This window comes from Sulfurovum indicum (assembly GCF_014931715.1).
Classification (GTDB): Bacteria; Campylobacterota; Campylobacteria; order Campylobacterales; family Sulfurovaceae; genus Sulfurovum; species Sulfurovum indicum.
Genome location: NZ_CP063164.1, coordinates 1,185,414 through 1,198,223, shown reverse-complemented (window position 1 = coordinate 1,198,223; position 12,810 = coordinate 1,185,414). Strand labels below are relative to the sequence as shown.

Genomic DNA, 12,810 nt, shown 5'->3' with positions numbered 1-12,810 from the left:
CGTTTGGCTTCAGACGGTTAGACCAGTATCCATCCGGAAATCAGAAATGCCAAAGCGGCGAAAGCACCGCCTGTCAGTGCATAGGGAAGTTGTGTTCGTACGTGTTCGACATGGTCACATCCTGCTGCCATTGAGGAGATGATAGTCGTGTCTGAGATCGGAGAGGCATGGTCTCCGAAGATCCCTCCGCTGATGACTGCCGCGATGACAAGCGGGATGTCAAGCCCCATACTTGCAGCGAGTGCCAGGCCTATAGGCATCATGATGGAAAATGTCCCCCAGCTGGTTCCTGTGGAAAATGCTGTAATACCGGCTACCAGAAAAATGAGCATCGGCATAAGTACTGGGGAGACATTACCGCTGAGCAGATGGGCAAGGTATTTGGCGGTTCCCAGGTCGCCGATGACTTTACCGATGAAGAGAGCAAAAAGCAGGATCATAACGACAGGAATCATCTCTCCCAAACCTTCATAAAACGCTTTAAAGTAGTTTTTGTGGGTCAGCATTTTCCCACCGACATAGTACAGATACATAAAGAGCAGGGTAACGATGACAGCATAATAGACCGAAGTGGAACCGCTCCCCTTCAAAATATCACCTTTACCTGTGAGGTACAGTCCTGCAGGTACGGCAAGAACCATTACCAAAATGGGAAGAAGCATAGGGAGCGGAGTAGGTCTGCCTTCGTGTTTGGTATGGTCACCATGGTAGGGTTTTGCAACAGTATCTTTTAATGGGCCGATTTCATAGTTGAAGAGAATGACTGCCAGAACAATCAGGAGTGTAAAAATAGAATAGAAATTATAGGGGATGGAGGCGATCAGCAGTGAAATGGCATCCCCGGAAATGACGTGAGAGTCTATGGCAGTCACAATGAGCCCCAGCAGAAGTGCACCCCAGGCATTCAGAGGCACAAGAGAACAGATGGGTGCAGAGGTCGAATCACAGATATAGGCGAGCTTTTCTCTGCTGACACTGTTCTTGTCGCAAAGTGGTTTTGCTACGGTTCCTGCTACCAGTGAGGTGATGGATGACTCTATGAAGATCACTATGCCTATTGTGTATGCCAGCAGCATAGCTCCTTTGGGAGAATCGATTTTTTCTGCTTTGGTACTCAGATATGTCACAAATTGATCGACTGCTCCCGAAAGAGTGAGCAGTTTGATAATGGCACCTATCATCAATGCGAAAAGAAGGGTTTTTGTGATCCACCCTTCTGAGAAGAGCTCAACGATCCCGTTGAAAAGTGCGATAAAGGCACTAAACGGATCGTATCCATTCAAAACAAGAAGCCCGGCAAAGATCCCGCCGATGAGTGAAACGATGACATCTTTTGTTATAATGGCCAAGATGATAGTCAGCAGTGGTATTGCGATCGATATGATTCCGTATTCCATTAAAAGTACCTGTCTTAATATAGAGTTTTCCCTGGGCTCAATTCGGGGATATGTGCTCCAGGTTTCCCATCCCTTTGGGAATAAATATTGATATAAGGGGATTATAACACAATGAAAAAAATATTACTTGCACTTTTGGTTCTTATGCTGAAACTTCAGGCACAAATACCTGATGCAGCTCAGCTGATAGTCGTTACAACGAAGGAGTGGTCGGCTGACAGCGGCAAACTACAGCGGTATGAGAAGAGAGCCGGTAAATGGTACAAAGCAGGTGATACGATCGAGATCAAGCTTGGACGTAACGGTCTTGGATGGGGTAGAGGGCTGCACACCATTCCCAAAAATGCCAAATATATCAAAAAAGAGGGGGACGGCAAAGCACCGGCAGGCATTTTTGAACTGAAACAGGCCTTTGGTTATGCTCCTTTTGATACAGACTATCCTTATATTGTCTACAAAGAGAGCGACCACTGTGTGGATGATGTCAATTCAAAACTCTACAACAAGATCGTAGACAGCAGCAGGATAAATGTAGACTATAAAAGTAAAGAGCATATGAAGTTCCCTAAAGACTACTATAAATACGGTATCGTGGTCAACCATAACCATATCGATGAAAAGGGAGCCGTTCCGGGAGCAGGTTCCTGTATCTTTATTCATATCAAAAGAGTACCTACGGCTGGATGTACCGTGATGGGTGAAGCGGAGATAAAGGAGATCATACAATGGCTTGACGCAAAGAAATATCCGCTTTTGATACAGGGAACAGAAAAAGTGGTCCACCGTTTGGTACAGGAATATTTCTTTTTGAAGCTGGAGTAAATGTATTTTTTCTCAAAATGTTCATTTCTTCATGCTGCTCCTCTTTTTTTATGAAAAATAAAAGCCGAATAGATTGCTTGTATCTCTTTATTTTCAGTCACTTTAATTATCTTATTTAAAAATTAATAATTATTTTATTTTATAAAATATTCAGAAAGTACTGTTACAATGGTATATAGAGGCTTTAAAAGATCTTTAGTAAACTTGGCAGCGTATACAAACAACGGAAGCCAAAAGAGAAACGGTTTTTTCTTTAAAGTACTCAAACAGAGTACTTTGCAGGTGAAATGGAACTCATCTGGAACAATATTGGAATTGGCGTTTGACGGATGCCAGTAAAGGCGATGCTTAGAGTAAGCATTATTTAAAGAGTACAGAAGGAGTATAAGATGAAAAAGATAAGTTTGTCAGTATTTATGGCTTTGGGATTTAGCAGTATCGTGATGGCAGGTGGAAATATTGCACCTGTGGCTCCTGCACCTGTGGTTTCCGAACCTGTCGATAGTTGGAGCGGACTCTATGCCGGCCTGCAGGTTGGCGGAGTATGGGGAGATGCCGATGTTGACTATGATAATACAGGAAGCGGGTTTGGAATTTACAGAACATACGATCTTGATGTTGATGGCTTCAGTGGAGGGGTCTATGGAGGATATAACTGGTTGCTGGATAATGATCTGCTGGTAGGGGTTGAAGGAGAATGGAATTATGTGGATGCCGATGACAGTGGCCCTGTTACCAATACACAAGGTGTCTTCACTAAAGTTGAACAGAACTGGGATGCCTCTCTGCGCCTGAGAGCCGGTATGGTAATGGAGGATTTTATGCCCTATCTGACCGGTGGTGTCGCCTGGGGTGACTTTGATGTTACTGTGACAGACGGATCGGTCTCGTATAGCACAAGCATGACGTTGACAGGATGGACGATCGGGGCAGGAGTAGAGAAGAAATTGTCAGAGGATTTGTATACCCGTATCCAGTATCGATATACTGACTATGGTGATGATACAGAGAGATTTTATGACAATGGTGAGACCTATCTTGACGGTAAACTTGATTATAATGCTCATATGCTTACCTTAGGGATAAGCTACCGGTTCTAAATACAATACATGATGCCCGGCATATAGCCGGGCTTTTTGCTTCTTTTTTAAAACAACTTTTCATTTATTTCCAAAACCTTATCCACAAAAAAAGATAAAAAACAGGACTTCTACTTAAATTTGGGTGCTGAAAATACACATCTGTCTATTAATACAATTGATAATTTACATAGAAAACGATCTTGGTCTTTGTCTTGGGTCTGGGGTAGTCTTTGTAGGCTGTCTGGATTACTGCGAGTGTATTTTTATCCAGCACTTCATATCCCATCGGTTTGATCAGTCTTAAGTGACTGATGTCACCGTTTGGGTGGAGGTAGAAAGAGACAATATTGACCCCCTGCTGTCCGGTACGTACGGCAACATCCGGGTAACCGTTGATCACCAGTGTGTTCTGGGTAATGCGGTAGATCTCATCAAGGTGTTGGCGGATGAACTTCTGCTGGGTCTTGGTGTAACTGTAGAACTCTTTGCCGTAAAGCCGTTTGATCATACGGTCTGCCCTGGTGTTCGCCGGTTGTGCTCTGCTACTTCGCTTTGCTGGCTGTTTCATACCACCAAGCAGGGCACTGGCAAGTCTGTCCTTTGAGTGTTTGGGAATACGGAAGTGTTTTGGTAACGGTTTTTTTTCAGGTGTACGCTTTTTTTTGACAGGCTTTTGGTGCTTTGCTTTTGCTATTTTTCTCTTTTTGGGTTTTTCAGTCTCTGTTTTGACAGTTTTGGTAGCGTTGTTCTCCTTTGCCGACTTTTTTGCGACCTCTAAGCCTTTTTTCTCCTCAACCCTTTTTCTTTTCGCAGCAGGTGTGGACGCTTTTTCCGCTTTTGCTTCGGTAGCGGGACTGGGAGATACAGCCGGCGGTACGGACTTTGACACAGACTTGGCAGGAGGTTTTGGCTGGGGGATGGACGGGGGTACAAACTGCGAAAGGTTCAGTGTTATCTTCTGCTCTTTTTTGGAAGAGGGGGGAGGCAGGAGTTTCATCTCCTTAAAGGAGAGAGATAATAATAAAAAAAGAAAAAGGTGAAGCAGTAATGAGAGCGCAAATCCTTTTAGTGTTCTTGTATCTCTCACCTTTTAGTCCCTATAGTGTATAATCCTTGAAATCATCTCGAATTATACATAAGAAGGATTAATAAAGTGGCATACGACAAGAGCATAGCAGCATTTGAAGAAGCATACAAGGTCATTCCCGGAGGTGTTGATTCTCCGGTACGTGCATTTAACGGTGTTGAAGGTACTCCACCGTTCATTGAAAGAGGAGAGGGCGGTTATCTCTATGATATCGACGGAAACAGATATATAGACTATGTACAGAGCTGGGGACCGCTGATCTTTGGTCACTGTGATGCAGATATCGAAGCATCTGTTATTGATGCAGTAAAAAGAGGACTCAGTTTTGGTGCGCCGACAAATGTTGAGACAGAGTTGGCTGCAGAGATCGTTGCTCTCTTTGAGAGCATTGATAAAGTACGTTTTGTCAGTTCCGGAACAGAAGCGGTCATGAGTGCCATTCGTCTGGCACGCGGATTTACCGGAAGAGACAATATTCTTAAATTTACAGGATGTTACCACGGACATTCCGATTCATTGCTTGTTCAGGCAGGTTCGGGATTGGCAACATTCGGTGCACCTTCAAGCCCGGGAGTTCCTGCAGATCTTACCAAACATACACTGCTCGCCACCTATAATGATATGGCTTCGGTTGAGAAGTGTTTTGAAGATGCCAACGGTGAGATCGCCTGTGTTATCATTGAGCCTATTGCCGGAAATATGGGACTGGTACCGGCTGATGAAAGTTTTCTTGAAGGGCTTAGAACCCTCTGTGATGCACACGGTACCCTGCTTATTTTCGATGAAGTGATGAGCGGCTTCAGAGCTTCGCTGAAAGGAGCACAGGGTATTACCCAGGTCAAGCCTGATATGGTGACACTTGGCAAGGTTATCGGAGCAGGTATGCCAGTAGGTGCATTTGGTGCCAGAGCTGAGATCATGGCACACCTTTCTCCTGAGGGACCGGTCTACCAGGCGGGAACACTTTCTGGTAATCCGGTTGCCATGACAGCCGGACTGACCAGTCTTAGAAAACTCAAGTCCAATCCCGCTATCTATGTTGATCTTGGAAAGAAAGCCAAAAAGCTGGTTGAAGGTTTCAAAAAAGCAGCTGATGCTGTAAATGTACCGATGGTCACAGATGTACGCGGAAGTATGTTCGGCTTCTTCTTCTCAGACAAACCGGTAAAGAACTTTGCTGATGCAATGGAAAATGATCAGAAGATGTTCGCCAAATTTCACAAAGGGATGCTTGACAGAGGAGTCTACCTCGCCTGTTCATCATTTGAGGCAGGATTTATTTCTGCGGCTACAACAGATGAGATGATCGAAGAGAGTATCAAAGCAGCGTATGAGACTCTGGCGGAGATAGCTTCCTAGTCCGGTAGTGACAGTTGTCAGTGAGAGTGATAGCTGATAGATGCAGGGCGGGTTATCGCTTGCCTGTATATTTTGCGATCTGTTCTTTTATGCAGGCATCATATTCATCCGAAAAAAAGTGCATGGCTTTGTAGCGGCTTCGGTAGCTTCCTGGAAAACAGATGTCATGAAATGTGTCGATCATGTCACAGTAGTCATGTTTCTGCCCAAGGCAGCTTTTCAGACTCTGTGCTTTTATCCTGTTGTTCAGGTCGTGTTCAACCTTTGAAGAGTAGAAGTAGGAGAGAAGAAAGATCGCTCCGACAATGACTACGGCTTCTTTGTTCCATTTCATAGACGACATTTCCTTTAAAATGCTTTCCAAAGTATAGTACATTGGAAGTGTCCTTAACTCTTTTTGATATACTTTCAGTTCATATTCAAGGGAATCACAATGCAAAAGAAGAACGAAGAACCAAAATTTAAAAAGGTAGTTGATGCCGCTGACGGATTGAGTCTCGGCATATCCATGGTCGTTGCCGTGCTCATCGGTATAGGTATCGGTCTTGTCCTCAAGTCATGGACAGGTGCGGCATGGTCACTCTGGATAGGGGTGTTCATTGGTATCGGTGCAGCAGTCAACAATGTCTACATCGCTTATAAAAAGCAGAAAAAGTCACTTGATGAACTGGCAAAAGATCCGCGTTACAGACACGGCAGAGAGATCAGAGAGGATGAAGAGGACGAGGATGACAAATACTAACAGACACATTCTCCGGACACTTCTTATTGTAGATGGTCTCCTTATTTTTGTTTCGGCGGCATTTTTCACGATGGATATCCTTCTTAACACCCAGATAGGTTTTCTCTCAGCGACACTTGTAATGATCGGTTCTATGAAAAGCTATCGGCGTATGGTCGATGCCAGAGTTGAAAATGAGCTCATTACCACAGATATCGACAAAGATGTCATTGATAAACTTGAAGATCCGCATGATCTTTACTCTGAAGAGATCAAAGAGGAGCCGGTCGAGGATGTCAGAGCTGCTATCAAAGAGGAGAAAGCACGCTTTAAAGCAAACAGACGCTCCCTTTTTGAAGTGCTGAAAGATACCAAAGCGGCACTTTCGCTTTATCGTATCGGTGCCTATTTTGTACTGGTATTGGGCTTTCTCTATCTTAACAGACACGGGTTGCTGGATATGCCTTCCTATCTCTTTTCCCTCGGACTGCCTCCGTTGATCATCGTTACACTGCTTGTTCGCAACAAAGCAGTCTATAGTGAAGATTCGCTAAAATAGACCAATAATTTGACAAGGAACCTGATGATGAGTAGAGCATTTCTGATCCTTTTTTCTGCCCTGACACTTACTGCCTGTGCGACAAATCCGGAAATTGACCAATGCCGGACCAAACCTATTGCCCCTCCGTCACAAAACAAGATACAAATCATTCAGAAGCCTATTGATTTTGGTAAAATACGTATTGAACTGACCAAAGCTTACATTGGCAAACATTACGGTAAAGAGGTTAATGATATTACCATCACGCCGCGTGTGGTAGTGCTTCACTATACTGCAATAGGTTTGCTTGATGCCTCCTACAATACGCTTAAACCACAGACCCTTCGCGGTGGACGCAAAGATATTGCCAAAGCTTCAGCACTCAATGTCTCTACCCATTTTCTCGTTGACCGCAACGGTATGATCTACCGGCTGATGCCGGAAAACTGGATGGCACGCCATGTTATAGGACTTAACTACTATGCCATCGGTGTGGAAAATGTAGCAAAAGATGCCAATGATCTGACAGCGGCACAGGTACAAGCCAATATTGAACTTGTGAAATACCTTAAGCAAAAATATCCGACCATAGAGTACCTGATAGGGCACCATGAGTACAGGCAGATGGAGCAGACATCTTTGTGGCTTGAAAAGGATAAAGGATACCGAACGGTAAAGTATGATCCGGGTGAGAAGTTCATGCAGGAGGTCAGAAGCGGTGTGAAGTGGCTTGGACTCAAAGAGCCCCCAAAAGGCAAATAGATGCACTCTGCATTCAGTAACACAGACTGGCTCGTCTTTAGCACATATTTTTTAGTATTAGCCCTTACAAGCGTTCTCTTCTCACGTATAAAGATCCATAATTCCCGTGACTATTTTGTAGGTGGCAACACTGTTCCGATGTTTGCAGCGGCCATGTCCGTACTGGCAACATCACAGTCAGCCGCGACTTTCCTGGGTGGACCGGAGTACAGTTACTCCAAAGACCTGACCTTTCTTGGGTTTTACGCTTCGGCATTTTTGGCGGTATGGTTCGTTGCCAAAGTCCTTATTCCAAAATTTTATGCAATTAATGCTGTAACGGTCTATGAACTGCTGGAGAAACGTTACGGAAACAGGGCAAAGAAGCAAGCTGGGGTAATGTTCCTTGTGGGACGGCTTTTTGCCAGCGGTGCACGTCTTTATATCGGTGCACTCGCTATTTCAATGATACTCTTTCTTGATATCTCCGCACCGCATGTGGCACTTTCCATTGTTATTTTGATGCTGGGAGCATTGGCATATGCCTATTTTGGCGGGGTAAAGTCGATTATTTTTTCTGATATCATTCAGGCAGTTACTTATATCGGGGCAGGGGTAGCAGTACTGGTCTACCTGTATGTTTCACTAAACACTGACTTTGGTACTGTTGTCAATACACTTCAGGCAGATGAAAAACTCAAATTGATCGACACTTCGTTTAGCGGAGGTTTCAGTATCTGGGCGCTGCTGGGCGGCTGGCTGCTGCTCAATATTGCAGCCTACGGGCTTGACCAGGATATGACCCAGAGAGCTTTAAGCTGTAAAAATGCCAAAGAGGCACAAAAGTCACTGATGATGAGTATTTATCTGACCATTCCAGTGGCTTTTTTGTTTCTTTGTATCGGGTTGCTGCTCTACCTCTTCTACCATCATCCTGAACTCTCCGGTATGAACAGGGAAGTAGTGCAGAAATTCGAGGGTGAGAAGATTACTATTTTCATGTCTTACATCCTTCATGAGATGCCTGAAGGGATGCGGGGGCTTGTAACAGTAGGGGCAGTAGCCGCAGCATTATCAAGTTCAAATTCTGTACTTGGGGCCATGTCCTCGGTAGCGGTAGAAGATCTCTACAAGCCGTGGAAACTGAAAAAAACACAGGTTGATGAACATCACTTTGTCAAAGCAGGGCGCATGGCGGTACTCTTCTTTGCCGTGTTGCTCAGCCTCATGGCAATGCTCAGCTACTATTGGCAGCGTTACACTGATCTGCCGCTGCTCAGTTTCGCCCTAGGTGTGATGGCATTTGCCTATACGGGGCTGCTGGGTGTGTACGGGGCCGCTATCTTTACCCAAAGAGGCAACAGTACCACAGTGACACTGGCACTGCTTGGCGGTTTTATAACGGTTCTGCTGCTTCAACCCTATGTACTGGGAGGGATGACAGGTGTCAAACTGGGATTTGCCTGGCAGATCGTTGCCGGGACGGTAGCAGCATTTGGGATCATGATGATGGGAAAAAACAGAATATAGCATCACTGCAGTTCTATCTCTATCTTTTTCTTCTTGTTGTCCCTTAAAACTTCAAGTATTACAGTATCTCCTTTTTTGTACTCATCAAGTATGCTGTAGAGATCTTCAAGTGTTTCAGTTCTCTGCGCATCTACAGAGATAATTACATCCCCGAATATTATGGAGCCCTTTGGGTCTATAAAAGTTGATCTCAGTCTGTTTTTTGCAGCAGACGTATCTGGAATGACATCGGCTACAACCACACCGTGCATGCCGCTGTATCGCTGATAAAGTTCATTGAGTCTGTTGTCTACACTGATGCCGATAGATGGTCTGACATAGATACCTTTTTCGATAATGGCATTGACAACTCTCTTCACCGTATCTATAGGGATGGAAAAACCGATACCTGCATTTGCACCGCTGGGACTCAAGATCATATTGTTGACTCCGATGACCCTGCCCTGGCTGTTAAGGAGCGGTCCTCCTGAATTTCCGGGGTTGATGGAAGCATCGGTCTGTATCATATGTTTGATAGGTATGCCGTTTGTTGCATACATACTTCTCTCAAGTGCAGATATGATGCCTTTTGTCATCGTCCAGTCAAGACCAAAAGGATTACCGACAGCATAGACGGTCTGTCCGACTCTGAGATCTCTGCTTGTAGCGAGTTCAAGAGGTTTGAGTAACTGCTTTAAGGGCTGTATCTTCAATACGGCTATATCATAGCTTGGTGCAACCCCTACAAGAGAAGCCTGATACCTTTTACCGTTTTTCAGTGTGACAATGGCTTTATTGGCATTCATGATCACATGGTAGTTGGTAACGATATGTCCGTTCCTGTCCCATATAAAGCCACTTCCTGATCCTTTCGGTATATCAAGTGTACTCATACGCCAGTAGTCAATGACCTGTTGATGAATTGAGATAAAAACAACACTGTCCTTCACATTTTCAAAAATAGAGATATCCTGTTGTTCCTCTGTAGTCAAAGCAGTGTTCCTGAAAGAGAGTGCTCGGCTTTCCTTCAGGTTAGTCATTACTGTATTTGTCAGAAGCAGTAGTGCAACCAGAATAAAAAGAAGGGTATAATATTTGTATTTTTTCATTGTTTCCATATACCCATAATATATGAAAAGCTATAATAATTTGTTAACAAATGGGATCTATGATCAAAAAATAGAGAGAATGGCAGGTAATGCTGCCAAATGATGATACTCTATTGCCGGTTTCAACTACAGTATGGGCAGTGATCTTAAATGTAAACGGATAAAAACCTACTCTACCGTAACTGTACAGTAAAGTCTGTTGCTTCTGCTCTCCTCATCCCATATCTCTGTATTTGAGAGTCGTATGGCATTATGATCTCTGCCTATCTGAAGGTAAAGGCAGTATGTTCCCTTTTCCATATTTTCCAAAGAGAGAGTGCTTTGTATCGTATTTTCTTCGGAGGCATAAAAAGTACGTATATCGACACTCTGTTCAAAACGATAGCTATAACTGCTGTTCTTGAGTATAAATGCCACATCTGCTGCAACATACGGGGCAGCATAGCCTTTGTTCTCAATATTGAGTGAAAGAGCAAGCTCTTTTGGACTTTGTGTGATTGTCAATGATCCGGCAACCAGTCTGTAGCCCAGGTTTTCATTGATGGTCTGGTAGCATCCCTGATCTTTCCATTTTTGAAGTACATCCGGGTGATAGGCACTGTTCAGATAGGCATAGTGCATGCTTTTGAGTGCTGCCACCGCATTGCTGCAGTCAGAGAGTGCAGCATCTTCTCCCACACCGATGCCGCATGTCTCACCGCCTAAAGGAGCATACTTTGAATCATTTTGGACATATTGCTTCCAAAACGCTGTATTGTCGGAGGTGTAGGTTCCCATATCGGTCTCGTTTGAAAGAAAACAGTCATTGTGATGTCCTGTCTTTGCACGGATATCACTGCTGTATGCAATTTCAGGTGTGATCTTTCCTGTATCGTTCTCATCGCCATATACTACTGAAGAGCCAAAAAGCAGCTCTTTATGCATCGGGGTACGTATCTGAATATATTTGTCAGGGAATATTTCGGTCAGTTTCTCTATGATAGCTCTTCTATTTGTCCGGTAGTCGGGATTATCCTCGGCAAAATCCCCGGTAAAACTGTGCCACTCCCCCCATGCACCGATAGTTCCTGCCTGAACAACAGAAATGACACTGCTATAAGATTGAAACAGCGGCTTAAGCTGCTCCATATGCGCCAGAATGATCTCTTTTGAAGGGTCGTTCCCATTGAGAGATGAGCGGTATTTCAGCCGGAGTATCAGTTTTACGCCGCTGTTGTTGGCATCATGCAGGTTTTGTGCTACAGTATCTGTCAGTGATGCCGGAAGAGTGACAGTTTCATTATACTCTTCGAGATTCAGTGGCGCATAGACCAGTCTATAGCCCTCTGAATATGCTGCAGCAAATCTATTATAGCTGACATTCAGCTCAAGGGCATAGTCCGCATCATAAAAACCTCTGTCAGGATTCTCCACATTGACACTGCTCTGCTCGGTAAAGGTAATTGTGAGTGGAGGATAGATCTCCTCTCCCATACTCTCGCTGCCTCCTCCGCAACCTGCCAACAGCAGAAGCAGAAACATCCCTCCATAGAGTTTTAATGACATTTTTTCCTCTCTTTTGTCCAATCTTCATATGATCCGGGAATATCTGTTAGACAGCACAGACCATACTTGCCAGGCATCATCAAATAACCTGTGGTAAACCTCAGAATGACTGGAAAACATCCTTAAGACAAATTATCTGACAACGCCAAGGCATGATCGTAATAGTGAGATTATAGCATGAAAAGTACATTCACCCTTTTAAAAACATTTTGGTTTGACCAAAGAGCATTAATAAAACCCGTAGTATTCCCAGTCGGCAGGACGGTAGAAATAGTAGTCAAAAATACCCCTGCCTCTGACTCTGTCACGATAGGTGTAGTAGCGGTCGTAACGATAGAAGTTTCCGTCAAAGAAAAACCCGTACCGGTTAAAGTAGCCGTAGTAAAATCCGTCACGATCATAAAAACCTGCTCTGTCATATTTGTATGCCAATACCCATCCGCGTTTAAAATCCCTGTATGCTTTTGCATGAATACGATGTTGATGCATACTGAACGGGTTGGCATGACGACTATATCTGTATCTCTCCTTGTAGTCATCTTTTCCATATTCTGTATAGTTGCCTCTTTTTGAGTGCTGTATGGTCTTGTTTCGAAGATGTTTTTTATCTTTTTGATACTCCTCTTTGTTTCTGAAAGTACGTTTTCGCGCTTTATGTTTGGTCATACTTCGATCCAGTTGATGGATATTTGCTTTTTGCATGGAAGATTCTGCTGTCAGTGACTGTGTAACAGCTAAGAGAAGAATACCTATTATGAAATGTTTCAAAGTACTTTTTGTCATGATTGACTCCTTTAAATTAAGATAAAGTATTGTAAAGATAATTCGTGGAAGATTTGTGATGAGATTGTAGAGAAATTGTGAAGTTTTGCTTTTAAGAGCTATTTGTGTACCATT

Annotated in this window: 14 protein-coding genes; 8 read left to right on the top strand and 6 right to left on the bottom strand. The window is 43.9% G+C overall.

Annotation, left to right across the window (positions count from 1 at the left end; genetic code table 11):
- Window positions 1-17: 17 nt before the first annotated feature.
- Window positions 18-1,397, bottom strand: a complete 1,380-nt coding sequence (locus tag IMZ28_RS06035) for a Na+/H+ antiporter NhaC family protein (protein ID WP_197547697.1) — start codon at window positions 1,395-1,397, stop codon at window positions 18-20.
- 111 nt (window positions 1,398-1,508) lie between these two features.
- Between IMZ28_RS06035 and IMZ28_RS06030 the strand changes: the two genes are divergently transcribed.
- The 3 genes from IMZ28_RS06030 to IMZ28_RS06025 all read left to right on the top strand — a co-directional run bounded on the left by IMZ28_RS06030 (window position 1,509) and on the right by IMZ28_RS06025 (window position 3,319).
- Window positions 1,509-2,219 (top strand): L,D-transpeptidase family protein, encoded by a 711-nt coding sequence (locus IMZ28_RS06030; protein WP_197547696.1) that lies wholly within the window; start codon window positions 1,509-1,511, stop codon window positions 2,217-2,219.
- A 204-nt stretch (window positions 2,220-2,423) separates the two neighbouring features.
- On the top strand, window positions 2,424-2,558 hold the full coding sequence (locus tag IMZ28_RS11085) for a hypothetical protein (protein WP_269472891.1): 135 nt from the start codon (window positions 2,424-2,426) through the stop codon (window positions 2,556-2,558).
- A 50-nt stretch (window positions 2,559-2,608) separates the two neighbouring features.
- Window positions 2,609-3,319, top strand: coding sequence for an outer membrane protein (locus IMZ28_RS06025; protein ID WP_197547695.1), 711 nt, complete (start codon window positions 2,609-2,611; stop codon window positions 3,317-3,319).
- 148 nt (window positions 3,320-3,467) lie between these two features.
- Here IMZ28_RS06025 and IMZ28_RS06020 read toward each other — a convergent pair whose 3' ends face one another.
- Window positions 3,468-4,298 (bottom strand): energy transducer TonB, encoded by an 831-nt coding sequence (locus tag IMZ28_RS06020; RefSeq protein ID WP_197547694.1) that lies wholly within the window; start codon window positions 4,296-4,298, stop codon window positions 3,468-3,470.
- Between the two features lie 156 nt (window positions 4,299-4,454).
- On the opposite strand from IMZ28_RS06020, the gene hemL reads away from it, so the two are divergent.
- Window positions 4,455-5,747 carry a glutamate-1-semialdehyde 2,1-aminomutase gene (hemL, locus tag IMZ28_RS06015; RefSeq protein WP_197547693.1) on the top strand — a complete coding sequence of 431 codons (1,293 nt, stop codon included), beginning with the start codon at window positions 4,455-4,457 and terminating at the stop codon, window positions 5,745-5,747.
- Window positions 5,748-5,799: 52 nt separating this feature from the next.
- Here the strand turns inward: hemL and IMZ28_RS06010 are convergent, their stop codons facing one another.
- Complete coding sequence (locus IMZ28_RS06010; RefSeq protein ID WP_197547692.1) at window positions 5,800-6,081, bottom strand: hypothetical protein; 282 nt, start codon at window positions 6,079-6,081, stop codon at window positions 5,800-5,802.
- A gap of 99 nt (window positions 6,082-6,180) precedes the next feature.
- Here IMZ28_RS06010 and IMZ28_RS06005 point away from each other — a divergent pair, with 99 nt between their 5' ends.
- From IMZ28_RS06005 to IMZ28_RS05990, 4 genes are read left to right on the top strand one after another with little or no spacing between them, the layout of a single operon-like run.
- Complete coding sequence (locus IMZ28_RS06005) at window positions 6,181-6,489, top strand: AtpZ/AtpI family protein (RefSeq protein WP_197547691.1); 309 nt, start codon at window positions 6,181-6,183, stop codon at window positions 6,487-6,489.
- Window positions 6,476-7,027, top strand: coding sequence for a hypothetical protein (locus tag IMZ28_RS06000; RefSeq protein WP_197547690.1), 552 nt, complete (start codon window positions 6,476-6,478; stop codon window positions 7,025-7,027). Before IMZ28_RS06005 ends, IMZ28_RS06000 begins: the two co-directional genes overlap by 14 nt.
- A 27-nt stretch (window positions 7,028-7,054) precedes the next feature.
- Window positions 7,055-7,771 carry an N-acetylmuramoyl-L-alanine amidase gene (locus tag IMZ28_RS05995; protein ID WP_197547689.1) on the top strand — a complete coding sequence of 239 codons (717 nt, stop codon included), beginning with the start codon at window positions 7,055-7,057 and terminating at the stop codon, window positions 7,769-7,771.
- Entirely contained in the window at window positions 7,772-9,280 is a 1,509-nt protein-coding gene (locus IMZ28_RS05990; RefSeq protein WP_197547688.1) for a sodium:solute symporter, read from the top strand.
- A gap of 2 nt (window positions 9,281-9,282) precedes the next feature.
- On the opposite strand, the gene IMZ28_RS05985 is transcribed toward IMZ28_RS05990, so the two are convergent.
- From IMZ28_RS05985 to IMZ28_RS05975, 3 genes are all read right to left on the bottom strand, one after another.
- On the bottom strand, window positions 9,283-10,368 hold the full coding sequence (locus IMZ28_RS05985; RefSeq protein ID WP_197547687.1) for a S1C family serine protease: 1,086 nt from the start codon (window positions 10,366-10,368) through the stop codon (window positions 9,283-9,285).
- Between the two features lie 168 nt (window positions 10,369-10,536).
- Window positions 10,537-11,913 (bottom strand): DUF4832 domain-containing protein, encoded by a 1,377-nt coding sequence (locus IMZ28_RS05980; RefSeq protein ID WP_197547686.1) that lies wholly within the window; start codon window positions 11,911-11,913, stop codon window positions 10,537-10,539.
- Window positions 11,914-12,141: 228 nt separating this feature from the next.
- Window positions 12,142-12,696 (bottom strand): hypothetical protein, encoded by a 555-nt coding sequence (locus IMZ28_RS05975; RefSeq protein ID WP_197547685.1) that lies wholly within the window; start codon window positions 12,694-12,696, stop codon window positions 12,142-12,144.
- Window positions 12,697-12,810: the final 114 nt, after the last annotated feature.

Coding starts and splice junctions, on each gene's coding strand:
- IMZ28_RS06000 (WP_197547690.1), top strand. CDS start 6,476: ATGACAAATACTAACAGACACATTCTCCGGACACTTCTTATTGTAGAT.
- IMZ28_RS06005 (WP_197547691.1), top strand. CDS start 6,181: ATGCAAAAGAAGAACGAAGAACCAAAATTTAAAAAGGTAGTTGATGCC.
- IMZ28_RS06030 (WP_197547696.1), top strand. CDS start 1,509: ATGAAAAAAATATTACTTGCACTTTTGGTTCTTATGCTGAAACTTCAG.
- IMZ28_RS05980 (WP_197547686.1), bottom strand. CDS start 11,913: ATGTCATTAAAACTCTATGGAGGGATGTTTCTGCTTCTGCTGTTGGCA.
- IMZ28_RS06025 (WP_197547695.1), top strand. CDS start 2,609: ATGAAAAAGATAAGTTTGTCAGTATTTATGGCTTTGGGATTTAGCAGT.
- IMZ28_RS05975 (WP_197547685.1), bottom strand. CDS start 12,696: ATGACAAAAAGTACTTTGAAACATTTCATAATAGGTATTCTTCTCTTA.
- IMZ28_RS05995 (WP_197547689.1), top strand. CDS start 7,055: ATGAGTAGAGCATTTCTGATCCTTTTTTCTGCCCTGACACTTACTGCC.
- IMZ28_RS05985 (WP_197547687.1), bottom strand. CDS start 10,368: ATGAAAAAATACAAATATTATACCCTTCTTTTTATTCTGGTTGCACTA.
- IMZ28_RS06035 (WP_197547697.1), bottom strand. CDS start 1,397: ATGGAATACGGAATCATATCGATCGCAATACCACTGCTGACTATCATC.
- IMZ28_RS06020 (WP_197547694.1), bottom strand. CDS start 4,298: ATGAAACTCCTGCCTCCCCCCTCTTCCAAAAAAGAGCAGAAGATAACA.
- IMZ28_RS05990 (WP_197547688.1), top strand. CDS start 7,772: ATGCACTCTGCATTCAGTAACACAGACTGGCTCGTCTTTAGCACATAT.
- IMZ28_RS06010 (WP_197547692.1), bottom strand. CDS start 6,081: ATGAAATGGAACAAAGAAGCCGTAGTCATTGTCGGAGCGATCTTTCTT.